The organism is Wolbachia endosymbiont (group B) of Cyclophora punctaria (genome assembly GCF_964028235.1).
GTDB lineage: Bacteria > Pseudomonadota > Alphaproteobacteria > Rickettsiales > Anaplasmataceae > Wolbachia.
Genome location: NZ_OZ034749.1, coordinates 698,674 through 722,575 on the forward strand (window position 1 = coordinate 698,674; position 23,902 = coordinate 722,575).

The following is a 23,902-nucleotide window of genomic DNA, read 5'->3' on the forward strand; positions in this document are numbered from 1 at the left end:
TTTCAATATTAAACATTTGTTTTACTGATTTTTTCTTAACGTTGATGCTGATAACATAGTGCGATAACCTGAACCATCTAACATGTGTTCTGCTCTGTCAATTATCCATTCACCGTCTATATCTTGATGAAACCCTAACAAGCTAAGTTTTGCCTCTGCAAATAGTTCTGGATTACCAGGGATAGTGATATCCAATACTGCATTATTTCGCTTTAGTTGTTTTAACTTAGCATTTGCTGCACTTAGTGCTGATTCTACATTAGAGTAAAGCGTTTGTATAGTATAACTTGGACTACCAGAACCAGCTATTTCTGATATAGTTTCACCTTTTTCATAGCTATGCCATTTTGCAATTACTGAGTTGTACCTACTCACGGTAAAGTGAACCTTCCAATTTATTGTGTCTTGAGGTCTAATAGCTATTGTTCCTAAAGCTTTTCCAGTTGCCGACTTTGCTTTGCCTTTTGGAATAAAAAGTATGTATCCGCCAGCTAACTTTGCCATTGCCTCGCGTTCTATTGCTATTTTTGTTAGTAAACTTATATCACTTTCTTCTGTTTGGTTAATATATGGAATCAACACATTTTCAAATTCTTCTGCAACTCTGCACCCATATCCGTGCTTTTCTGCTATTTCCTTAACCAAGCTACCTAGAGTAATTTGATGCCATTCTTTAGATGCTTTCTCCTTTAATGATAGTCTTAAATTTGTTGCATGAGCTTTGATTAGTAGAGTCTTAGGTGGACTTTGTATTGTAACTTCGTTGACTGTATATATGCCCATTGGTAAGACTCCAGTTTCTCTGTAACCTAGAGCGATATTTAATTCATTCGGAACATCTGTGTTTTCATCCCTATAATCAACATGTACTTCAACTACATCATCTATAGTTCCAGATTCATCTGTAAGGCGCAATGATATAACTCTATCTCTAATTGATTCACATTTATCTATTATAAAATCTGGCTGCATTTATTCCCATACTTTTAATTTTGACTTTTGTAGAGGTTTTTCTGTTACAGGCAATTTAATTTTTAGTCCTACCGGTAAAAAACTTCCATGTTCTGCAAGGCCTGGATTTTTAAGCAATACTTCCTCCACTATTCCATCGGTAAATCCATAATGTTTCCAGCAAATCAGATCTAGCATTTCTCCTTCTTTAGTTAAGTAATATATAGTCATCTATAGCTCTTCAAACTCAAACTAAATTCAACTTTTCTTGGTAGTCCATTAGGTAAAAAATACATCTGCTTTTCTTCTAACCTAGTAATTACGAATTGTCCTAAAATATTACCTAGACTATCTACTAAAACATGCGGTTTTTCAGCTTCTTTCATATTCTTTAATTGATTTACTCTGTTGAGAATATTAAGGTAAATAACTCCTTCTATATCTACATTTTCCACTCCTCGACCAATATTTTGTAGTGACGGCATTTTATCGATACATTCAATTACACTCCAACGATTTTCTTTACTATACTTCAAACTTATCGGAGTAAATTTATATGGACCAAGAGATAACACAAATAAAAAATTTTTAAAAACATAGTTGATCAATAAAACGTCTCTACTGTATCAAATAAAACATCACGTGATTTTTCTCTTATCCTTTTTATTACTTCATCTGCAAGACTACGAACATCTTGATTTGGCTCTGCTTTAATGCTGATAGTGTAATTATTAGTGATGTTCTGAGTTTTATTTTGTTCTTTATTTTCAAATTTACTCCTTCCAAAATCTGCAAATATCTTATCATTATCGCTCTCTGTAAACTTTTTCTCCTCAATAAGGCTTTTGATTCTGAAATTATTCTGATTTCTCTTGGAAAATTCTTTAATTATACTGTTACTTAGCAAAGGATTTCCACTGTTGAGAATATTACTCTTTATGGGAGTATGGACTGCTTTTATTTCAGTTTTTCTTTTTTCAAATTCTTTCAGTGGGCTATTCCCTAATACTTTTCCAAATACACTTTCCCCTATCCATGAAAAAGCTTCTTCTATGGGTTTTATTATCGATTTCCAAAAGCTAGAGAAAAAGTCTTTCACCTTTTGCCAGTTAGTGATAACAAGAGCTGCGCCAGTAACAAGTCCAGCAATTAAAAGCCCTATAGGATTACTCATTACAGCAAGCGTTATTGCTCTTAGTCCTGTTACTACTGCAGGAAAAACTGTAGCTGATAAAAATGAAAATACTCCAAGTAGGTTTGCTTTCAGACCAAAAATCGTACTTCCTAGCAATGTAAATCCGTATCCTAGTCCTACTGCTGCAATTTTTAAACTTATCAAAGCTGCTACAGTACCCATGATCGTCGTGGTTAAAGTTGGATATTTTTCTGCAAAAGAAGCTATATGCTCTGTTATTGTTTTCAAACTTCCAGCTACATAATTCAAGGTAGGTAACATTACTGACCCTAGATTCATGCCAGCTTCAACTATTGCATTTTTAAGTAATTGTAATTTATTAGCTGTAGTGTCTGCACGATTTTTGAATTCTTCTTGCAGAGAGCTTCCGTACTTTTCTGTATTAGCCAGTAACTTTATTGCATCCTCATACTTATTAAAACTTCCAGCTAATAATGCAATATCATCTTGATATTCCTGACCGAAAAGTTTCATCAGGATTGTAGAACGCTCCTGATTATCCATTTTCTTTAGAGTTTGAAAAAAGTGAAGTAGTGCTTCTTCTCCGCTTTCACTGATCCTTTGTACCATTTCTTCCGCGGTTATGCCCATTTCTTCTAGTGCTGCTTTGAATTCTTTTCCTTGACCTTCAGCAGTTTGAAGTTTGCTAAGCAGTGCATTTATAGCAGTTGCAGCTTTTGCTGGTTGTTTACCTAAACTAATAAAAGCATTTACTAAGCTGCTTGTTTGTTCAAACTTTAATCCAAACTGCTTTGCAGTACCACCAACTGTTGCTAGAGCTTCAACCATATCTTTTGCTTTAGCAGCAGTGTTATCTGATAAGTGGTTTATTATATTACCTACATTTTCCATATCGTTAACTCCAATCCCATAAACATTAGAGATTTTTGCTATAGCATTACCAGCTTCTTCCGCTGACATATCAAATGCTGTAGACATTTTAGCAACTACTGTTGTAAATTTTATTAGATCATCTTTAGCAATACCAAGTTGGCCACCACTTGAAGCTATTTGTGCTAATCCTGCAGCTGATAATGGTATTTCACGAGATAATTTTTTGAGTTCTTGAGCAAATTCTGATGCTTCATCTTTGGTTTTATCTTTTGTAAATTTTACCACCTTCTTTACATCAGCCATGGCACTCTCAAAATCAATAGCAACCTTAATTGGAGCTGCAAGTGAGAGTCCAAGCCCAACTGTCTCTATGATTTGTGACTTAAAATGTGCCTTACTTGCTAAAAAACTCTGATGACTACGTATTACAGACCCAAGTTTACTATATTTACCCTTTAATACTTCAATGGACGAGCCAAGTTTATATTGATCACTCACTAAGGACTTAATATTTTTTCCACTTTTTCTGACTTCCTCATTTAATGAGTGCAATGAATCTCTCTTTTTTAAATATGCATCTTTTGCTTTCGTTGCAGAAATTTTAGCCTTATCAAATTCAGCTTTCAAAGTTTTGCTTGGTTTTTCCACTGCTTTTATCTGTTGAGCTAAGGATTTTACCTGATCCTCGAAACCTTTCCAGGATTTCTTGGCAGCAAATACATCAGAACCCAATTGTTTAAATTTAGATACTGATTTTAAAGATGAATCAAGCTGTCTGATATTTTCACCAAGACGAGTAAGCTGACTGCTACTTCCCTTTATTGCAGTATTAAAGCTGCCATCTAGGACTGCTCCAATTTTTATAGATAACGTTGACATTGTACCTTCCTCGCTGCTTCATTCCATAGGATAAATTCATTAATTTCCATTTCAAGCAAAGGCTCAATTCCACTACCAATAATAGAACTGAGCTCGGTTACTTCTGACCTCAAGTTTTTTGGATAATTGGTGAAAAAAAATCTTTTAATACCTCTTGCACTTTTACATAATCAGCAATATCTAACTCTTCAATCGCTTCTTTTGCAACTGATGTCAAATTGGCAGTCAAAGTTACTTCCTTATTTAGGTCACTACCATTAAGGCGTTCTATTACCAAATAGTCTCTAACTTTTGGACGTCTAACAGTAAGTTCTGAGACAGAAATACCATCAACTGTTATTGGGTTATTAAGTGTTATAGCTTGCATGTTCCTCCTTAAAAAGTTAATTAAATAAAAGTCTATACCGGCTTTTACATAACTAATTTTTTTTATTACAGTTTTTATGTTTGATTGAAGAGATAACCTAATATAAAAGTTGTAGTAGGGATTATTTCCTTTCCACTTGGATTAATTCTTGAACTTCATCGACAGAAAGACCTGTACACTTGACAATAGTGCTAATATCAACATTATTAGTCAACATCGCTTTTGCAACTTCAATCTTTCCTTCTTTTTTGGCATCATCAAGTTTTTGAGCAAGGACAGCCTGTTCATCACGAATACGCTTGGTCTCCTGTTCATATGCTATAAACTCTTTTTCTGACCAGTTAAACCTGTTTAGCTCTTCATACGCTTTTTTGATTATTACGTCACTTCCTGTTATTCTTTCCAATTCTTCTTCACTTGTTTCATCAGCGTACTTAAAAAAATACACCCACTTCTCAACTATATTTGAAAGCTGATCTTCTTTAGTTTTGGAAAATTTAGGCAGTTCAATAAATACAAAGTAAAAATCTTTTAGATCATGTTCATTAGTATCTTCATCCCGAATGGTGTGTTTTGATTTATACTCAGACTTATCCGGAAATAGTATACAGTCTGCTATAGCAATAAAGATAATTTCCTTAAGGTCATGGTATTGATCACCTTTATCTGCTTGTCTTGAATAGGCTTTAGCAGCGTAATATTGGGCACGTTTTTCAAAGCCTTTGGTTTTAGCAACCTGCATCTCAATTATCCATTGTACTCCTGTTGAATCTTTACATAGCACATCAACAATACTTTGCTTTTTAGCGGCAATTTCGGGATCTTGAATAGTACTTAAAAACTCTATATCCTGTATTGCATTTTTGCCAGTAAAGCTCAGAATATCATTGAGGAAGTGAATGAGGATGTCTTTATTCTTTTCTGTACCAAGTGCGTCCAGAGAAGGTGAGTATTGTTCAGTAGGAGATAGACCTACCAGGATAAAAGTCGGAATCCTGTAGCTTGGGTAGCAGCATGGAGGGAAACCAAAATGTTGAAGCCTACCGACAACATTATCGTAGGATAATGGCGAATTACCAGGCCGTAGCGAAAGCGAATACACAGATTGCCTCGAAAGAAATATTCTGAAGGTCGAGCCATCTTGGTACTGGCGAAGACAGGATAGACCAGACGAAAAACGGATGAAACGATTGGTCTACTTCAGCGGGGTGTTAGTAACGGCATGGCAATGAGGACATACAAAGCAACTGGAGAAGCCCTCCTCATCCCAAGGAGAAATACCTTGGAGAGATAGGTTCTATAACTGGAAAACAGGAAGTGAACCGAAGATGAGAGGGTGGCGGATGGGTGCGTAGTAGTGAAGAAGTGAGGTAACGCTCATGGAGCAAAGGCACCCTGCTAGTAGAAATCTTTTAACAAAAGGAAGGTAAAGGTAAAAATGATAAAAATGCCAATAAAATTACAAGACCTGAGAAGAAAGATATATATCAAAGCGAAAGCAGAACCGGAATGGCGATTCTGGGGAATCTATGTTCACTGACTGACCTTACCCAGAAAAAGTAGACAGAAAGTTAAGACGTTTTTGCTATGAGAATGATGAATCAAAAAGCTCAGGAATGCAATAGTTAATAGTAGAATGTCTACGCTGTTTATTATAAAAAATTTCTATATATTCAAATATTGCGGTTTTAGCTTGTTGTGCAGAGTGTTGTGAAGTATCAATGAGTAACTCTCTCTTAAGTGAACTAAAAAAGCTCTCTGAAACAGCATTATCATAACAACAACCTTTGTGACTCATACTAGAAGTAATATTTTTTGTACTTAGTAAAAATTGATAATTTTTAGAGGTGTATTGCGATCCTTGATCGCTATGAAATAGTAGATTTTTAGCAGATTTGCGCCTACCAATAGCCATGAATAACGCATCTATAACTAATTGCCTATTTACTGCATTACTCATTGACCAGCCAATCACCATGCGTGAATATAAATCTATTATTGCTGCCAAATATAACCATCCTTCATTAGTTTTTATGTACGTAATATCAGTTACCCATATCTTGTTAGGTTGATCAGCGATGAAATTCTGATTTAATATGTTAGGAGTTATAACTCTATTGTCTATTTGTGGTTTTTTACTTTTAAACTTTCGTCTAAGCTTAGCTTGAATGCCATTTTTCTGCATAACATTTTGCACTGTTTTGATGTTATAATTTTTACCTAAAGCCTTTAATTCAGCGTGAATTTTAGGAGCTCCGTATCTGCATTGTGATGCTCGATATACCTTCTGAATATCTTGTATGAGCTCTTCTCTTATTGATTTTTTGTTGTTTTTTTCCTTAGTAATCCATTTATAATAACCACAAGCAGATACGTTCAAAAATCTGCATAATTCCCGTATTTTATAGCAGTTTTCATGTTCTTTTATAAAAGAATATTTTACTCTTTTTGGTTTGCAAAATATCCCAGGGCTTTTTTTAAAATGTCTCTTTCCCTCGTTACTCTTGCCAGCTCTTTCTTTAAATAAAACTTTTCTTTGTCACAATGAGCTACTTTCCCTTTTCCTGGAAACGCATCTACTCCAGACATTCTATCATTGTATGTTTTTACCCATCTGCTTAATGAATCACCGCTAATACCCAAATCTCTTGCTATTTTTGCTGATGATTGACCTGTTTCTTTTACTAGTCTTATAGCTTCAATTTTGAATTCTGCTGTATATTCTTTTCTTTTTGTCATACCACACCTCTTTGAAAAAACGTTTTATTTTACTTCAAAAACGTCTTAACTTTCTGTCTACTTTTTCTGGGTAAGGTCATCCTTCATGCTGTCTTCCATGGCCATGAAAATGTCGACCTCTATGTCTTCAGGTATTTCGGAACTCAATCCCTTCACTTTCGTTGTACCCTGCATTGTCCATCCCACTAGCTCTATTACACTCGTTACCTCATGCAACATAGTGGTCTGTTCCAAACTGTTGGCTAGACTTTGTTTGTGTTGGATTTTTACCAACTGTTCTCCAAGCACTTCTTGGCGCACCAAGAGCAACCCTCACGCACAATCTCTTAACCCAAATGGAAGAAGTAAAAATAGAAGATCAGCGGCAATAAATACTTTTAAAATAATAACTCTATGGTTAATATGCGAAGATTTAAGTAAAAAATGTTGTCATTCTAGTAGCTGATACTGGGCTCCAATGTCAATTACTAGGATAACAAAAAAACACAGGCTTCACATGCATCTGCAGTACTGTATTAGTCTACTATCTTCATTCCCACAACATTATACCCTGAATCAACATGTAAAATTTCTCCAGTTGTACCACTACTCAGGTCGCTTAATAAGTATAGTGCTGCCTTGCCAACATCTTCTATTGTAACATTGCGTCTAAGTGGAGAATTACTTCTATTCCATTCCGATATGGAGTGAAAGTCACTTATTCCAGAAGATGCCAAAGTTCTGATTGGACCAGCAGAAATTGCATTTACTCTGATGTTCTGTGGTCCGAGATCACATGCTATATATTTTACACTTGCTTCAAGTGCTGCTTTACATAAACCCATCACATTATAATTTGGCATAACTTTTTCAGCACCATAGTAAGATAAAGTAAGTAAACTACCGCCATTTAACATCATTTTTTCCGCTCTTTGCGCTAAAGCAGTAAAAGAATAGCACGATATATGCATTGCATTAATAAAGTTGTTTAGTGAAGTATTGACATATTTACCATTTAGCTCATTTTTATCGGAGAATGCTATTGCATGTACCAAAAAATCAATAGCACCCCACTTCTCCTTTATTTCCTTAAAAGCATTATCTATAGTTTCCTCATTTGAAACATTACAGTGCAATATTAACTCTACATTTAATTCACTTGCTATTGGTAATAATTTCTCTTTTATTGTTTCATTTTGATAAGTGATTGCAAGCTCAGCTCCATGTTCTGAGAGGGTCTTTGCTATACCATATGCTATTGACCTCTTATTTATTATTCCGGTTATTAACCCTTTTTTGCCCTGCAATATCATAGAAATTATTTGCCTTTTTTATAATTTGAAATATTAACTAGGCAAAGTCAATTATGTTTTAACTGTAGCTAACGTATAAAAATTACTTCCGCATATTTCCAACCTCATTATAATTCTTACTATTACCCACAAATATAAATGGACATAAAAATAAAGTATTACAACATTAAAGTTTGCAAACATTGAGGGTAAAAAATGGCAAACAGGAATAATGAATGGGCTGAAAATGAATTTGGAGATGCTGTACTTGGAGATAAAAGGTTAACTGACCGATTAGTAAATATTGCTGATAGTTTTACAAGTTTACCTGAAAGCTCAATCAATCAGGCGTGTGGAAGTTGGTCAGAAGCAAAAGCAGCATATCGTTTTTTTCAAAATGAGAACGTGAAAGAAGGCGATATTCTAGCTTCACACGTTGCTAAAACAGTTGAAAGAACAAAAGCCCATAAAAAAATTTTTGTGATCCAAGATACAAGTTATATTTCATACACAGACCATGAAAAAACAAGTGGATTGGGAGTTATTACAAGAAAACATAGTCAAGGTATTATAATGCATACAGCTCTAGCTGTTAGTATAGAAGGTTTGGTACTAGGGATACTAGATCAAAAAATTTATTCAAGACCTGAAGAATCTGAAAACATAAAAAAAAAGAACAATGACAGTATCCGCATTGAAGATAAAGAGAGTATAAAATGGTTAGAAACTTTAAGCAACACAAACAACATTATTGATTCAACTCAAACTGAGACTATAACTATATGCGATAGAGAAGCAGATATATATGAGTTTTTTGAGCTTGCACATAATCTTAATTCGGCAGTGTTAGTTAGAGCTTCCAAAGATAGGGCAGTAAATAGAAAATCTCGATATCCTGAAAAAGGTGAGCAGAAGTTATGGGAATTTATTAAATCCTCTCATTGTGCAGGTACGGTAAAAGTTGAAGTTCCTGCAAAAGATAATAAGCCAAAAAGAACAGCACATTTGGAAGTTAGATTCGGAAAGTTTATTATGCATCCATCTAAGAATAGTATTAGGCATAAGAAAGAAGAATTACTTAAATTACCACACTATGCAGTTTACGTTGTTGAAAAAGACTTTCCTTCTGAAACAAGTCCGCTAGAGTGGATGCTTTTAACAAATCTTCCAGTCAATACCTTTGATGAAGCTGTTGAAAAAGTTAGGTGGTATTGTCTTAGATGGAAAATAGAAATATTACATAAAATTTTAAAATCTGGTCTCAAAGTTGAAGAATGTAGGCTTGGAACAGCAGAAAGGTTGATGCGATATTTAACAGTAATGAGTATTATTGCTTGGAGAATTTTCTTTATTACAACAATTGCAAGAACTGATCCAACATTACCGTGTACTACCTTATTAGCCGAAGAAGAATGGAAAGTTCTATATGTAAAAATACATAGAAAACCATGTTCAAATGCAACTCCTACTATAAAAGAAGCTGTTTCATGGGTTGCTCAACTTGGAGGACATTTGGCTAGAAAAAATGATCTAGAACCAGGACCCATTACTATTTGGAAAGGATGGAGACGTCTCTTTGATCTAGCAGAAGGATGGCGACTTGCTCACGAACTTTATATTTGTGGGTAATAGTAAGATTATAATTACAATTAGAGATATTTTAAGAGCTCAAAATCTATCTTTAGTCTGCAGATTTTTTAATCAAACTTATTAAAAAATATATTCTTCAGTGTATATCTGTCGTATATGCACCGCATTTTTTTCTAACTTTTTTTACACAGGAGGATTTTATGTCCAGAATTCCAGATACTTGACCTTTACTTTAAAACCAACTGGCGCCTATGGTTTTTATAAAAAGATTACAGGAAATAAAAACACTCTAGAGAACATGAAATAAGGATACTGAAATATAAGCTGCCTACATTTGCAAGCAGCTCATAAAGTCTTCTTATTTACTTACTCCTTGAGCAGAAGAAAGTTGTTTTGATATAGTCACACTTTCCATACTTGTTGAAGGATTCTGTGAAACTTTTACTATTTCAGAACCTTCTTTACGTAAGTAGGATAGTGCATCTATGTAATAGTTTAGACTTGATCTGACAAGCAAACAAAGTAAGATAAAAATATAAACAAGTTTTAAAGGAGTGTCAGATATGAATACAACACAAGAAAAAATACTAAAACCAAAGTTGGGATTGCTAGAACTTGCAAAGCAATTAGGAAATGTATCACAGGCGTGTAAAGTAATGGGATATTCAAGGGATACATTTTACCGCTTCAAAGAACTGTATGAAACAGGAGGAGAAGAGGCTTTACACGAGATAAGCAAAAGCAAGCCATTGTATGCAAATAGAGTGTCGGAGGATATAGAAAAAGCAGTAGTTGAAATAGCAATAGAGTTTCCAGCATACGGACAAGAAAGAGCAGCAAACGAACTGAAAAAGAGAGGAATTCTCATCTCTGCAAGTGGAATAAGATCAGTGTGGCAAAGAAACGATCTTGAAAATTTTAAAAAGAGGTTAAAGGCATTAGAAGCAAAAGTAGCTCAGGATGGTATCATTTTAACAGAAGAACAGATAACAGCTCTAGAAAAGGCTAAGGAAGAATAAAGAGGCCCATGGAGAAATTGAAACAGAGCATCCAGGATACTTAGGTAGCCAAGACAGTTATTATGTTGGTAATATCAAAGGTATTGGACGAATTTACCAGCAAACCTTTGTTGATACCTATTCCAGAGTTGCTTTTGCTAAGCTTTACACAGAAAGGACTGCTATCACAGCTGCAGATCTTCTTAATGATAGGGTAGTGACCTTACCCAGAAAAAGTAGACAGAAAGTTAAGACGTTTTTGAAGTAAAATAAAACGTTTTTTCAAAGAGGTGTGGTATGACAAAAAGAAAAGAATATACAGCAGAATTCAAAATTGAAGCTATAAGACTAGTAAAAGAAACAGGTCAATCATCAGCAAAAATAGCAAGAGATTTGGGTATTAGCGGTGATTCATTAAGCAGATGGGTAAAAACATACAATGATAGAATGTCTGGAGTAGATGCGTTTCCAGGAAAAGGGAAAGTAGCTCATTGTGACAAAGAAAAGTTTTATTTAAAGAAAGAGCTGGCAAGAGTAACGAGGGAAAGAGACATTTTAAAAAAAGCCCTGGGATATTTTGCAAACCAAAAAGAGTAAAATATTCTTTTATAAAAGAACATGAAAACTGCTATAAAATACGGGAATTATGCAGATTTTTGAACGTATCTGCTTGTGGTTATTATAAATGGATTACTAAGGAAAAAAACAACAAAAAATCAATAAGAGAAGAGCTCATACAAGATATTCAGAAGGTATATCGAGCATCACAATGCAGATACGGAGCTCCTAAAATTCACGCTGAATTAAAGGCTTTAGGTAAAAATTATAACATCAAAACAGTGCAAAATGTTATGCAGAAAAATGGCATTCAAGCTAAGCTTAGACGAAAGTTTAAAAGTAAAAAACCACAAATAGACAATAGAGTTATAACTCCTAACATATTAAATCAGAATTTCATCGCTGATCAACCTAACAAGATATGGGTAACTGATATTACGTACATAAAAACTAATGAAGGATGGTTATATTTGGCAGCAATAATAGATTTATATTCACGCATGGTGATTGGCTGGTCAATGAGTAATGCAGTAAATAGGCAATTAGTTATAGATGCGTTATTCATGGCTATTGGTAGGCGCAAATCTGCTAAAAATCTACTATTTCATAGCGATCAAGGATCGCAATACACCTCTAAAAATTATCAATTTTTACTAAGTACAAAAAATATTACTTCTAGTATGAGTCACAAAGGTTGTTGTTATGATAATGCTGTTTCAGAGAGCTTTTTTAGTTCACTTAAGAGAGAGTTACTCATTGATACTTCACAACACTCTGCACAACAAGCTAAAACCGCAATATTTGAATATATAGAAATTTTTTATAATAAACAGCGTAGACATTCTACTATTAACTATTGCATTCCTGAGCTTTTTGATTCATCATTCTCATAGCAAAAACGTCTTAACTTTCTGTCTACTTTTTCTGGGTAAGGTCACCACTTAAGTTGTCTTCAATATGCCGCAATACTTCCAGACACTTACGTTTTACATCTGTTGTTGCTGTTCCAAGGGCAAAATTTACTACTTTTGGTGTTATTTTAAATTCGTTGTACAGATTTAATAATTCTGACCCATCAGCATCTAAAATTATTCCTTTCAGCGCTCCCATACGCAAATGCTCCAACGTTATTGCATGTTTATTTCTCATTAGCTGCAAATGGTCAGTTATTACATCTGCCAGCGCTTTCAGTTCACTCTCTGATCCAAATGCCCTTATTCCTTGTACTTCTTCTGGTAACACCACATCATCATGAGGAATATGAGGAATGGTAAATGTCCTTACCTTTCTTTTACCACGTTTTCCTACTGTTGCTGGTGCCCCTGGTACTTGCGTTGGTAGTAGACTTAAAACTCCATTATGTTCTTCTATTGTAATATGTCTAAATCTTACTGACCTACTTGGAAACAAATTTAGATTTTCAACTCGTCCATAATTTATCGGCAATATATTCATCGCATTTGTTAGTGCCGTCATGCTAAATGCTGTATTTGTAAATGGATTTTGCATTCTTTTTCCCCCTTATTAATTTAAGTTACACTCCCTTGCGGACAATGATCCCTCGTCCTTCAAGTTGCTTTATTGCTTCAGCTTTCTGTTCTTCAGTGATATTTGCTGGCCACACAACTGCATGATCTGCTAGTATTGCACCACGAGTAATAATTACTGCTTTGGCATTTTCTGTCGCATTTACATCACTTACTATTGCACCTATTGCTGTTTGTGTGCCATCTGTTCCAGCAGGATTAAGTACTCTAATAAAACCATCTTCCGTCTTTTTGGCAACTACTGCACCAAGCTTAAGATTTTGACCTTTAGCTACTGTTATTTGGTCTCTTGAATATAGGTTGGACACTTCATATTTCAGAAGATCGCCTAAATTATTTCCTTCAGTTATACTTATCATGTCTTTTTCTCTCCTTTTTTTATTTTTTTTACCGCCGTGTTTATAACTGCTATACACTGCGGTTATTACCTTATAATTAGCCATTATGGCGCATTTTGGACACTTATTTACCGCAGAGCACTATATATGGCGGTTATAAAATTTAAATGCACCGACTTTTCGCTACCTGTGTCATCAAATCTTCCTGCGAATTCTGTGGTATTGCACTCAGTATCTCTGTCTTCTTCGTTCTCTCTGCAAGTAATTCCATTAAAACCTCCCTTGCTTGCTCAACACTTACGCCCTGCTCAATAAATTCTCCTATTTTCTCTGGCATTCGTGATAAGTTACATAAACGTATTAATTCAACAACTTCAGTACGATACTTAGTTAAATTATCAGTTTCTAGGTCAGTTGTAGTTTGTTTATTCATAGTATTTTCTCCTTTGTTAATAAATTCAAAAAATGTTGTAACTCCATCTGCAAGACCTATTTCTACTGCTTTCTCGCCAAAATATAGACCTGCTTCTGTTGATCGAATCTTTTCAATTGCAAGACCTCTGTTTCTTGCTATTAGCTGCACAAACATTTCATATAGTCGGTCTACTTCTTTTTGTAAGCTTTCCAGACTTTCAGACGTCATTGGCTCATGTGGATTTAAATCATTCTTTCTCTTGCCTGCAAAAATAGTTGTGTATTTTATTCCTTGCTTTTCATCAAAACCGCTTTGGTCAATGTGACTTGCAATAACACCTATACTTCCAACACCAGAGGTTCTACACACAAAAACCTTTTCAGCGCTTGAAGCTATAGCATATGCAGCAGAGTACGCATCATCATTTGCTATCGCTATTATCCTCTTTTTTGCTCTTGATTCATAAATAAAATCAGCTAGGTCAAAGACACCGTTTACTTCTCCTCCTGGACTGTCTATGTCAAGTAGAATCGTTTCTATGCTTTTATCTTCTAAAGCGCTCTCTATCTCTTCATGAATATTTTCATACGAAGTCATATCTAAAATATGATCAAAAGCTTCTGTTTTTTTTGTCAACACTCCATAAATACGTATTATTGCTATTCCTTTTGGGTTTATATGAAAATGCTTTAAGTTCTTAAAGATAGGTTGTTTGCTATTATATAATGATAATAGTTCAAAGCTTCTTCTCTCTACCATTACTGGTTTATTTATCCACATCACCTTCCTTCCCTTTGATGATTAACGTCAGAATCGAAACAAAGTCCAAAAGAATCAGCACGCTTTTTATCTTCTGCTATTTCTTGATCAATTTCTTCTACATCGTAACCCATTTCTGATACTACCTCTGCTCGACTCTTAAATCCATTTCTTACTGCCATTTGCTGTGCTTGTTGATCTTTTAAAGGATCCACCCAATCAAACCCCTGTGGTATCCATTTTACATCTTTAAATATTTGATTATTTGTTGTAGAAAGCTCTCCAGATAAAGTGGCAAGTTCTAGCCATCTACTCCATACTGGTCTGCAAAATTGAAATACCATAATGTTATGTTGCAGCATAGCGCATCTACGACGAAACTCTATTAATCCTGCTCTGATTGATGAATAATTAACACCGGTTAAATCTCCTGTTAGCTGTTCATATGTTATCCCTGTACCTATTGCTATTGCCCTTAGCTGCTGTCTCATAAACGCTTCATAACTTCCTCCAACATCTGACGGCTCTGAAAATTTTATGTCCTCACCTGGGTCTAAAAGCTGCATTGTTCCAGGTTCTAGGCCAGATAGTGCTACTCCTTGCTCATTGCTTTCACCTTCTCCCATAATATTTGCTTCAGGATCGAGTCTCGTAATAAATCCCGCAAACATTGCTGCAGTTTTCTTTCTTACCAGCTCTGCATCATCGTATTGATCAAGCTCATAAAGCTTCAGCAGTATATTAGAAAGCCAAGGTTCCCCTCTAATTTGTCCAGGTCTTAAAGGTTTATAGATATGTAAAACATCATTTGCTGGTACTCTAACTGATTCTCCAAACGAGCTTTCTCCTGGATGTTCTCTAAATAAGTAATATGCCTCTCTTTGCCCAAGCCTGTTAAACTCAATGCCATTACGGATTATGTTACCATTTGCTAAAGTTTGATTTGTTTTATTATCTAAATGTTCAGATTCAAGTACTTGTAATTGCAGAGGTACACACAGACCATCTTCAGGTTTTCGGATCCGCAGACGTACAAAACATTCTCCTCCCTCTATCATACTTCTGCATACTAGAGCTTGTAATCCATAAAAATCACTTATTCCACAGCTATCTGCTTCATCTGTCCATTTTAGCCATAATTCTTGTACTTTTTTGCGAAATTCTCCATCTCTTGCTTTTGATTGTGGTTTTATTCCTGTTCCAATAGAGTTACTTACTATCGTATCAATTATATTTGCTGCATATGGATTTTTTCTCACCATATCACGTGATCTACTACGCAGGTGCTCAAGGCTTTGAGAAAGCAAATTATTTATGCTTCCCGCTTCTCCTTGCCAATACATTACCCTTCTTCCTGAGCCCGCTGCATCCCATGCTAAACTTTTTATCTTTGGTTTGCTAAATAATTGCTTGAACGATTTTAACAGCATTACTTTTCCTTATCTGAAACTTTGGATAACTCAGCCTCTAGCTCTTCTATTGTTGGCAAGGCTGTCTTTACATTCTCTGGTAGATTTTCAGTAATTTTATATTCTGCCAACCCTATCGGTTTATTTATGTCTTTCAGTGTATACTTAGCTAGCACGTTATCCTTTGACTTGCATAAAATTAATCCTATAGATGGTTGATCTGTCTCGTGCTTTAGTAAATCATCAACGGCTGAAAGATAAAAATTCATTTTACCTGCATATTCTGGCTTGAAATCTTTGTCTTTTAGCTCAATTACTACAAAGCAACGTAACTTTAAATGGTAAAACAATAAATCAATATAGAAGTCTTTATTTCCAACATCTAAGTGAAATTGCCTACCTACAAATGCAAATCCTTCCCCTAGCTCAAGCAAAAACTTCTCTACATGGCCTACAAGACCTTTTTCTACTTCTCTTTCATGAGCGTCATCTCCTATACTCAAAAAATCAAAAATATATGGATCTTTTAATGTATAATGTGCTAAATCTGACTGGGGAGAAGGTAACTTATCTTTGAAGTTAGTAACAGCTTTTCCTTGACGTTTGTGCAATTCACGTTCGATTTGCATCACCATTATACTACGTGACCAACCGTGCTCTATAGCTTTTTGAAAATAAAATAGTCTTTCTTTTGGATCTTTTACTTTATCTAAAATAACTACAATATGAAACCAAGGCAATTGTGCAGCAACCTGCTGCGTAAATTCAGTATCTTGATATTCTGCAGCAAATTGACGCATATAAGTAAGATTCCTAGCACTAAATCCCTTCATTTCTGGAAATGCGCTTCTCAAATCCTTACTTAGCTGATCTATGATTTTAGCACCCCAACCATGTTCTTTTTGGCGCCTTAAGATCTCTGTACCAATATAGTGATAAAGCACAATGAGTTTGCTATTTACTGCTAGTGCTGCTTTATAACGACTAGTAGCAATCTGTTCTTTGAGCTGCTCTAAAAATTCTGTATATTCTTTTGCTATAATTTTTGTCATACGGTTCCTTTTAACGATTTTTATCATTATATGATCCCTTTACTCGTTGAAAAAACAATCTTTCTCTTCGGTTTCATTCCAACAATCTTTAGCTCAGCTTTAATACGTTGTCTTAAGTTTAGTAAATCATTTATCTGAACTTCAGCATATCTCACTACATGGTCACCATATGCAATTGATACTACTCGCTCTCCGTTTTGCAGCTTCTTTATCGCTTCTTCGACTTGAACTAAATACTCTTCGTTATACATTTTCCAGCCACTTACTCTGTCTTACTTTCTTAGGTTTTTTACTTTCTATTTTTCCACTTAAACTATTCCATTTACTCTCTGGCCAACGATCAATCCCAAGTGCTATTGATGCTGCTCTTGCGTAAATTCGGCAATCTAGTACTTCATTTCTTTCTCTTACCTTTTGCCACTCTTGTTTGGTATAACCTTTTACTACTTTGCTGACTAATTGCTCTGCCGTTAGCTGCTTAAAATATTCAGGTGCATACTCCGGAAAATGACAATATCCTGCTGGCACTTTTTCTTTTTCCCCGTTTTTTAAAACATTAAGTAGTTGAAAAAGCTCTGATTTTAATATCGATACTCCTACTGGCCAGAGCTTTATTCCTCTTTTTAGCTTTTGACCACCAACTGTTATATCAACTCTACTTGGGCTGCTAAGTGGTACTAATGCTTTATTTACACCTTTTACTGCCATTACTCTTCCAGAGCCTTGATGACCTCTTACCCAATTGTATACTTCTTGTGTCGCATACCCAGCATCAACCGCCATCATACTTATCATGTATTCAAGACCATTTTCACCGATAAAATGATGATTGAGGAGCTCCGAAAGTTTTCCCCATACTTCTCCTCCTCCAGTATCACCTTCAAATACCTGGTAGTCTATTGACCAACTTTCACGACTTTTTCCCCATGCTACAACTTCCACCTCTAGACGATCTTTTTGTACATCTACTCCTGCTGTGAGAACTACTTCACCCTTTGGTACTGTGCCAATTTGATAAGATTCTCTCCTGTTAAATAATTGCTTCCAGTCCGGTACTTCTCCTTTGTCTACCCAGGTTTCTCCAAGCGTTGTATTTATCCAAACTTTCAGTAATTGTTCACTTTCTTTGGCATGGAGAAAATCTTCTACTGCTTGTTGCCAACTATACCAGCCAACTGGACTATAAAGACTTGAAAGATGAAATCCTTTTTTCTCACCTTTTACTCTATTAGTAGGTCTCCATTCTCCACGCTCAAGCATCTCTGTCTTTTGATGATTTTCTATTTTGCCGCTACATTCAGTGCAGACATAATGTGCTGTTTTCGAATCGTTATTTTCCCATTTTATTTGTGACCATTTTAGAACTTGATAGTAATTACAATATGGACATGGTACAAAAAAATATCTCTTATCTGTTGCTTCAAATTCCTTTTCAATTCTGCTTATTCCATGAATCGTTGGTGTTGACACTAAAAAAATCTTTCGCCTTGCAAATGTATTAGTTCGGGCAATACTGAGCAGCACTGGATCTCCTTCTCCTCCTGAATCTCCTGGATAGGCATCTATTTCATCAAGAAAGAGATATTTTACTGGCATGGATCTAAGTCCTACACTGCTATTCGCTCCAGTTATTACTACTATTCCACCTGGAAACTCCTTACTTTGTACAGTATTGCCTGAGTCTCTTGATCTTGGGTCTTTTACTTTACTCTTTAAACATGGTGTACTCTCTATCAACGGTGCAAATCTTCCCTTCGACCAACGTTTTCCCATTTCGACTGTTGGCTGTACTACTAGCATTGGTCCTGGTGTTTGATCGATGATATAGCCAATCCAATTGTTGCCAGCTTCTGTTCCCCCAATCTGCGCTCCTTTCATGAATACTACTTTTTCAGCCGGTGAAGAAGGAGATAGTGAATCCATGATTTCTTTTAAATAAGGAGTTCTTTCCGTTCTCCATTTACCTGGCTCTGACGCTGCAGTTGGCGCTAAAACTCGATACTCATTTGCCCACTCTGATACTTTAAGCTCTGGATCTGGTTTTAAACCTTCAGAAAAAGCTCTAGCGTATATCATTGTCTGCATTTACTCATAATTGGTTCTATCTCAATATTGTTAACAGTAGAGTTTATTCCTCCACACTCCTCCAATTCCATAAACATCTTTTTCTGAAACTCTTTTTCTATATATCTTTTGCTCATCTCACTTATCATTAGTGCTATAATAAGCGCAAATACCCCTGTTATTGTTGCAAAAATGATTGCACTGCTTATTGTTGTTGCTGTTAACCCTATATATGCTGCCATTGCTACTGCACTTACTGAAGTAAAAATGCAGATCACATTATTGTATTTTCTTACTTTTACTTCTCTATGTTCTATACACCTATTCAGAGCACAATAAACTGGTGAATTTATTACAGATACTCTCCTTTCGTCTGGTAATTTGACGTTCTTTTCTTTAAACAAAGCTTTAAGTAACTCTAAATTATTTGACTTGATTGCTAAATGCAAAACAGGTGTGTAATTTGCTCCTTTTTTCAGCAGTAACTTTACTACATGTAAATGCCCTTTTTCTGCAGCAAGGTAAATCGGTGATAGACCTTTATTATTTGAAACGTCAATATCAATTTCTTCTTTTAAAATAGACTCTACAATCTCAATTTCTCCTCTTTGTGCAGCTAAATGGAGTAGACTATTCTTTTCAGAACCGTATTTATTACTTATCAAAGCCTTCTTTATCTCAGGTTTAGCGTAATCAAATGGTGTCTTGCCGCTATCGTCTTTTACCAATGGATCTATATCTTCTCGCGTTAGTAAAACTTCTATTGTTTTAAGTCTTTCAGCATAATGTAGTGGTGTTTTATTTTCATAGTCTTGCAAATTGACTTGAGCATTAGGCTCCTTTATTAAGGATTTGAGGATATCAAGACATAAGTCTCTTTCATCATAATTAGTATTACTTACAGCTATATGCACAGGCGACAATTTCATTGAGTTTTGTCCTACACGTGCGCTATTTACATCTGCTCCTAGCTCCAGTAATAACTTTACTATCTCCAACTTCTTGTTATTAACTGCATAGTGCATTGGTGTCTGATTTCGTGCATCAAAAACCTCGATTTCAGCTTTTCCTTCTCTTATCAAAATCTTTACAACTTCTGCATGTCCTATTCCTGCTGCTAGATGTAATGGAGTATGATGCAAAGCATTTCGTACATTAACGTCAATACCTTTTCCTATCAAATATCTAACTGCATTAACTTCACCTATCATTGCAGCTAAATGAAGTAAGCTATCTTCCTCAGAGCCATATTTATTATTGACTAATGCCTCTAATATCCTTGTCTTTTCACCTTCTTTTGCATAATCTAAAGAGGTTTTGCCTTCATTGTCTTCAACAAAAGGATTAATATTCTTCTTTGTTAGTAACAAATCCACCATGCTTAATTCGTCAAATTCTATAGCGCAATGTAGTGGTGTCTTGCCATTTAATCCTCTAACATTAACATCTAATCCAGGTTGATTAATGAGGCACTTTATTAATTCTAAACTTAAGTGAGCAGACATTTTATATTTAAAATTTAGTGTTAGATAATTCTTCAAGCGAGTTTGTAATCTCTTCAGTTAGCGCCATATGAATCTTTTCAGTATCACTCAGTGATGCAAGTAGTGCTGAAACTCTATTTGGAATATTAAGCAAATTATTACGGACAACTCTTGCTACATTAAATGCTTCAGTTTTTACTTCTTCTACTGAGACAAGTTCTCCTATCTCAGCCTTAGCCTTCGCCTCAAGAAGTTTACCTCGTTCCATTTCATTTTTTATTCGAGTTTTAAGCAACATTGTGGAGAGGTTACTTGTATTTTCGTTTTCTGGATTTTTCCTCCTAAGTGGCTGACTTGGATCTCGTATTGTTGCCACTGCTTCATTTGCTTGTTCTCTATTGATTAAACCATCCTCCAACTCAATTATTCCTTTTTTTACTAAATAACAGACGTATTGCTTTGATACTCCTATCTCTCTTGCCCATTCTGTTTGTGTGATTTTTTCCACTCTTTTCCTCCTTTGCCTCTTTTCTACGAATTTTCTTCTTGAATCTCTGAAAAGGTTTTACCAGTACTGGCTAAAATGGCATCTCTTCCCGTGTATACTTGCCAACGCTTTATGGTTACATCTACAAATTTTGAATCTAGCTCTATTGTTCTGCAGATTCTTCCTGTTCTCTCGCATGCAATTAGTGTGCTGCCAGAACCGCTAAATGGATCAAGTACTATGTCTCCTGGTCTACTGCTATTAACTATTGCTCTTTCCATTAATTCTACTGGCTTCATCGTTGGATGTAGTGTATTGTGCGTTGGCTTATCATAAAACCACAGATCGCTTTGATTTCTACCTCCATGCCACTCACGTTTATTACCGCTTTTCCAACCGTAGAGCATTGCTTCGTATTGTCTTTGATAATCTGATCTTCCTAGCGTAAAATGATTCTTTGCCCAAATGATAAATGTTGACCATTTTCCTCCTGCCTCCTCAAATGCTTTTTGCAACGTTGAAAACTCTGATGATGATATGCAGATGTAAATTGCACCTTTCGTATATGCTAAAATATGGGAACAGATGTCATAGAGAAAAAGCTCGTACTTTTCACCTTGATTATCGTTTAGTATCTTTTTGTCCTCTCTTTCTTGACTAGCGCCATAATCAACGTTATACGGAGGATCACATACAGTAATGTCTGCCATTTTATCATCTAACAGCGCTTTATATGATTCAACTACAGAGCTATCACCACAATAGATTCGATGATCACCTAAAATCCAAAGATCACCTGGTTTTGTTACCTTTTTGTCATCAACAGCTAAGTCAGAAAGATCTTCTTTTTCACTATCTAAATCATCAAGGAAATGTTGAACTTTTTCTAATTCAAATCCAGTCATTTTAAGGTCAAACTGTAAATCTTCTAGTTCTTGAATTTCCACCTTCAAAAGCTCATCATCCCACTTTGCCCAATTAGCTGATTGATTGGCCAGTAATCGAAAAGCTTTAATTTGTGGTTCATTTAAATTATCACTTAAAACCACTGGTATACTTTCCATACCAAGTTTTCTTGCTGCTTTAAGTCTTAAATGACCATCAACCACAGTACCATCGCTTTTTGCAACTATTGGAATACGAAAGCCAAATTCCCGAATTGAAGCACACATTCTGTTTACTACATCGTCATTCTTACGAGGGTTACGCTTATATTCGACGAGGTTTTCAACAGGATAGTAGTGGATTGCTAAATTCATATCTTAATAATTAAAAAGTTAATATTCAAAATATCTCTGACGCTAAAGAAGGCCTGGGGTCAACCCTACCAAACCCTCTAGCCTGGCCGAAAGGACCCATTTTCTATGGGCTTTTTAACGTGTTAAAATCTTTACTAATATAGAACATTAATGCCAAAGCATCCCCCTCATTATCATCTCTAGGTACAAAACCTTTTTCACGTATCGCTTCAATAACTTCACTCTTACTTGCATTGCCTTTGCCTGCTATAAAGCGTTTTATAGTTTTAACATTAACACCTTGGTAGGGAATACTGTTCTCCTCACACCAGGCAGAGAGAACGGCAAGAAAACCGCCGTAGCAATGCGCTGCATCAGTTCCTAAGTGTCTTCTTACTTCCTCAAAATACACTGCAGAAATGTCTTTCAAAGAATTGAGCCAATTACGAAAATTCAAGAAGCACATACCACCTCCACTGAAACGACTACCATGAAAACTTTTGCTTCCACTTTCAATTACTCCATCTGTCAGAATTGCCCAGCCAGTTTGTTTGCCGAGGTCGAGTGTTAAGATTGACATTACTAGAAATTAGAGGTACGTTGTAGTGTGTACATAATATATATACACGGTAACTTCAAAATTCGTCCAAAAAATTCTACTTTTTTATTGAAAATATACTATAATAAGTTTATTAAACATAATAAGTTAATAAATGTTGCTCGTTCCATCCACTGAGCTATCTCAGCCTAAGATACTACATTTGCATATTATAAATAACTCAATCTACATAAATAACATTCAAATTATCAGTAAGCATTCAGTAGCACGCCTTGGTATTATGCACGTTTTGTTAGCTCAGTTTTGGCAAGATTTCAAAAGCGGATTGCCAGCAGAAAAATATAAGTTCCTTAATATCAATCAACTAGGAGAGCACTTGGGTTTTAATTCAGAAATTCACAATTTAGAGTACAAGATTAGAAGGCCACTAAATAGAATGATTAAAGCAATAAAAGAAATTTTATCCAAAGAGCTTGGTGCAAATTGTAACGACGTTATTGAAAACATTGGCTGGCCAGGATATTCTTGCAAAGACCATGGTTATCGTCTCAATCCTTTTATACTTTCTTTAGGTGCTGCTAAGTCTACAGGACGTTTTTTGTAGCAATTTACTTGAGTTAATCTCAAAACTCTAACTTATTCATCTCTTATAATGGATTACATTCATATAGAGTTTGTATGCCTTTTATTCGCATTTTTAGCGGTATTATAGAGGCTCTTTAGTATAAGATAGAAACACACAAACCTAAACTCATAAAATGCTTTAAAACACTGTATTTGCTTCTTTTTACTTTTGTATCTTTAATCAGTAGTTTATAGTAAGGTAGAAAAGGAAAACAAGGCCTTCAACACAAAGCATTCCGTCTCGCAGTCGCTTCTGTTCTTTGCCGTTTATCTGGTTTATTATTTTGAAAAAATATTTTACAACGAATAAAAAACGTGATAGGCTAGACAAGGATTTCTTTTACAAAGATTAAAGTTTAAAGCAAAAGAAATGCCTCGTAATTGAGTTTTAAGCTATCCTGCATGAGCAATTTAGGTCTCAGTGGTATAATTGTACCCTAAAGTGGTAGAATCATTTTAAACCCGCATTAAAGGATATTTCTTGTACTTATGAATATTTTAAAACTTTTCCAATTCCCTTAACTTCTTTTTTTTCATTACCTAG

The 23,902-nt window shown here is 35.2% G+C and carries 24 protein-coding genes and 2 pseudogenes; 5 read left to right on the forward strand and 21 right to left on the reverse strand.

Annotation, left to right across the window (positions count from 1 at the left end; translation table 11 throughout):
• Nucleotides 1-21: 21 nt before the first annotated feature.
• From ABWU33_RS03315 to ABWU33_RS03360, 10 genes are all read right to left on the reverse strand, one after another.
• Nucleotides 22-972 carry a contractile injection system protein, VgrG/Pvc8 family gene (locus tag ABWU33_RS03315; RefSeq protein ID WP_264374792.1) on the reverse strand — a complete coding sequence of 317 codons (951 nt, stop codon included), beginning with the start codon at nucleotides 970-972 and terminating at the stop codon, nucleotides 22-24.
• Nucleotides 973-1,182: a tail protein X gene (locus tag ABWU33_RS03320; RefSeq protein ID WP_064085527.1), complete on the reverse strand. Its 210-nt coding sequence runs from the start codon at nucleotides 1,180-1,182 to the stop codon at nucleotides 973-975. It lies immediately after the preceding gene.
• The gene (locus ABWU33_RS03325) at nucleotides 1,179-1,526 is read right to left on the reverse strand and encodes a phage tail protein (RefSeq protein WP_230609191.1); all 348 of its coding nucleotides are present in this window, start codon (nucleotides 1,524-1,526) and stop codon (nucleotides 1,179-1,181) included. The genes ABWU33_RS03320 and ABWU33_RS03325 overlap by 4 nt, the downstream gene beginning before the upstream one ends.
• A gap of 29 nt (nucleotides 1,527-1,555) precedes the next feature.
• Complete coding sequence (locus ABWU33_RS03330) at nucleotides 1,556-3,859, reverse strand: phage tail tape measure protein (protein ID WP_353280989.1); 2,304 nt, start codon at nucleotides 3,857-3,859, stop codon at nucleotides 1,556-1,558.
• Nucleotides 3,860-3,968: 109 nt separating this feature from the next.
• A complete protein-coding gene (locus tag ABWU33_RS03335; protein WP_264374790.1) occupies nucleotides 3,969-4,226 on the reverse strand; it encodes a phage tail assembly protein in 258 nt (85 codons plus the stop codon).
• Nucleotides 4,227-4,347: 121 nt separating this feature from the next.
• On the reverse strand, nucleotides 4,348-5,208 hold the full coding sequence (locus ABWU33_RS03340; RefSeq protein WP_264374813.1) for an Rpn family recombination-promoting nuclease/putative transposase: 861 nt from the start codon (nucleotides 5,206-5,208) through the stop codon (nucleotides 4,348-4,350).
• Nucleotides 5,209-5,811: 603 nt separating this feature from the next.
• Nucleotides 5,812-6,690 carry an IS3 family transposase gene (locus ABWU33_RS03345; RefSeq protein WP_353273672.1) on the reverse strand — a complete coding sequence of 293 codons (879 nt, stop codon included), beginning with the start codon at nucleotides 6,688-6,690 and terminating at the stop codon, nucleotides 5,812-5,814.
• A complete protein-coding gene (locus ABWU33_RS03350; protein ID WP_353280344.1) occupies nucleotides 6,666-6,965 on the reverse strand; it encodes a transposase in 300 nt (99 codons plus the stop codon). The genes ABWU33_RS03345 and ABWU33_RS03350 overlap by 25 nt, the downstream gene beginning before the upstream one ends.
• 57 nt (nucleotides 6,966-7,022) lie before the next feature.
• Entirely contained in the window at nucleotides 7,023-7,199 is a 177-nt protein-coding gene (locus tag ABWU33_RS03355) for a hypothetical protein (protein ID WP_353281000.1), read from the reverse strand.
• 281 nt (nucleotides 7,200-7,480) lie between these two features.
• Nucleotides 7,481-8,257, reverse strand: coding sequence for an enoyl-ACP reductase (locus tag ABWU33_RS03360; RefSeq protein ID WP_063630452.1), 777 nt, complete (start codon nucleotides 8,255-8,257; stop codon nucleotides 7,481-7,483).
• Between the two features lie 195 nt (nucleotides 8,258-8,452).
• On the opposite strand from ABWU33_RS03360, the gene ABWU33_RS03365 reads away from it, so the two are divergent.
• From ABWU33_RS03365 to ABWU33_RS03380, 4 genes and pseudogenes are all read left to right on the forward strand, one after another.
• On the forward strand, nucleotides 8,453-9,865 hold the full coding sequence (locus ABWU33_RS03365; RefSeq protein ID WP_264686125.1) for an IS4-like element ISWosp2 family transposase: 1,413 nt from the start codon (nucleotides 8,453-8,455) through the stop codon (nucleotides 9,863-9,865).
• A 524-nt stretch (nucleotides 9,866-10,389) separates the two neighbouring features.
• Nucleotides 10,390-11,044 (forward strand): annotated as a pseudogene (locus ABWU33_RS03370) (helix-turn-helix domain-containing protein); the annotation flags it as partial.
• Between the two features lie 77 nt (nucleotides 11,045-11,121).
• Nucleotides 11,122-11,421, forward strand: a complete 300-nt coding sequence (locus ABWU33_RS03375) for a transposase (RefSeq protein ID WP_353280344.1) — start codon at nucleotides 11,122-11,124, stop codon at nucleotides 11,419-11,421.
• The gene (locus ABWU33_RS03380; protein ID WP_353273672.1) at nucleotides 11,397-12,275 is read left to right on the forward strand and encodes an IS3 family transposase; all 879 of its coding nucleotides are present in this window, start codon (nucleotides 11,397-11,399) and stop codon (nucleotides 12,273-12,275) included. Before ABWU33_RS03375 ends, ABWU33_RS03380 begins: the two co-directional genes overlap by 25 nt.
• A 40-nt stretch (nucleotides 12,276-12,315) precedes the next feature.
• On the opposite strand, the pseudogene ABWU33_RS03385 reads toward ABWU33_RS03380, so the two are convergent.
• The 11 genes and pseudogenes from ABWU33_RS03385 to ABWU33_RS03435 form a co-directional block, all read right to left on the reverse strand.
• A pseudogene (locus ABWU33_RS03385) lies at nucleotides 12,316-12,891 on the reverse strand (major capsid protein); the annotation flags it as partial.
• A 25-nt stretch (nucleotides 12,892-12,916) separates the two neighbouring features.
• Nucleotides 12,917-13,288 carry a head decoration protein gene (locus ABWU33_RS03390; protein ID WP_214303461.1) on the reverse strand — a complete coding sequence of 124 codons (372 nt, stop codon included), beginning with the start codon at nucleotides 13,286-13,288 and terminating at the stop codon, nucleotides 12,917-12,919.
• Nucleotides 13,289-13,430: 142 nt separating this feature from the next.
• The gene (locus tag ABWU33_RS03395) at nucleotides 13,431-14,462 is read right to left on the reverse strand and encodes a S49 family peptidase (RefSeq protein WP_353281002.1); all 1,032 of its coding nucleotides are present in this window, start codon (nucleotides 14,460-14,462) and stop codon (nucleotides 13,431-13,433) included.
• On the reverse strand, nucleotides 14,462-15,871 hold the full coding sequence (locus ABWU33_RS03400; RefSeq protein ID WP_226080683.1) for a phage portal protein: 1,410 nt from the start codon (nucleotides 15,869-15,871) through the stop codon (nucleotides 14,462-14,464). Before ABWU33_RS03400 ends, ABWU33_RS03395 begins: the two co-directional genes overlap by 1 nt.
• On the reverse strand, nucleotides 15,871-16,902 hold the full coding sequence (locus tag ABWU33_RS03405) for a YhcG family protein (RefSeq protein ID WP_096097252.1): 1,032 nt from the start codon (nucleotides 16,900-16,902) through the stop codon (nucleotides 15,871-15,873). The genes ABWU33_RS03400 and ABWU33_RS03405 overlap by 1 nt, the downstream gene beginning before the upstream one ends.
• 26 nt (nucleotides 16,903-16,928) lie before the next feature.
• On the reverse strand, nucleotides 16,929-17,153 hold the full coding sequence (locus tag ABWU33_RS03410) for a gpW family head-tail joining protein (RefSeq protein WP_007302777.1): 225 nt from the start codon (nucleotides 17,151-17,153) through the stop codon (nucleotides 16,929-16,931).
• Entirely contained in the window at nucleotides 17,146-18,978 is a 1,833-nt protein-coding gene (locus ABWU33_RS03415; RefSeq protein WP_353281005.1) for a phage terminase large subunit family protein, read from the reverse strand. The genes ABWU33_RS03410 and ABWU33_RS03415 overlap by 8 nt, the downstream gene beginning before the upstream one ends.
• Complete coding sequence (locus tag ABWU33_RS03420; protein WP_353281007.1) at nucleotides 18,975-20,471, reverse strand: ankyrin repeat domain-containing protein; 1,497 nt, start codon at nucleotides 20,469-20,471, stop codon at nucleotides 18,975-18,977. Before ABWU33_RS03420 ends, ABWU33_RS03415 begins: the two co-directional genes overlap by 4 nt.
• Nucleotides 20,472-20,478: 7 nt before the next feature.
• Nucleotides 20,479-20,958, reverse strand: coding sequence for a hypothetical protein (locus ABWU33_RS03425; RefSeq protein WP_353280166.1), 480 nt, complete (start codon nucleotides 20,956-20,958; stop codon nucleotides 20,479-20,481).
• Nucleotides 20,959-20,981: 23 nt separating this feature from the next.
• On the reverse strand, nucleotides 20,982-22,196 hold the full coding sequence (locus ABWU33_RS03430) for a DNA modification methylase (RefSeq protein WP_353280168.1): 1,215 nt from the start codon (nucleotides 22,194-22,196) through the stop codon (nucleotides 20,982-20,984).
• A gap of 103 nt (nucleotides 22,197-22,299) precedes the next feature.
• Nucleotides 22,300-22,755 (reverse strand): Holliday junction resolvase, encoded by a 456-nt coding sequence (locus ABWU33_RS03435; RefSeq protein WP_353280169.1) that lies wholly within the window; start codon nucleotides 22,753-22,755, stop codon nucleotides 22,300-22,302.
• 133 nt (nucleotides 22,756-22,888) lie between these two features.
• Here ABWU33_RS03435 and ABWU33_RS03440 point away from each other — a divergent pair, with 133 nt between their 5' ends.
• Nucleotides 22,889-23,338, forward strand: coding sequence for a hypothetical protein (locus ABWU33_RS03440; protein ID WP_211908246.1), 450 nt, complete (start codon nucleotides 22,889-22,891; stop codon nucleotides 23,336-23,338).
• The last annotated feature ends 564 nt before the right edge of the window (nucleotides 23,339-23,902 follow it).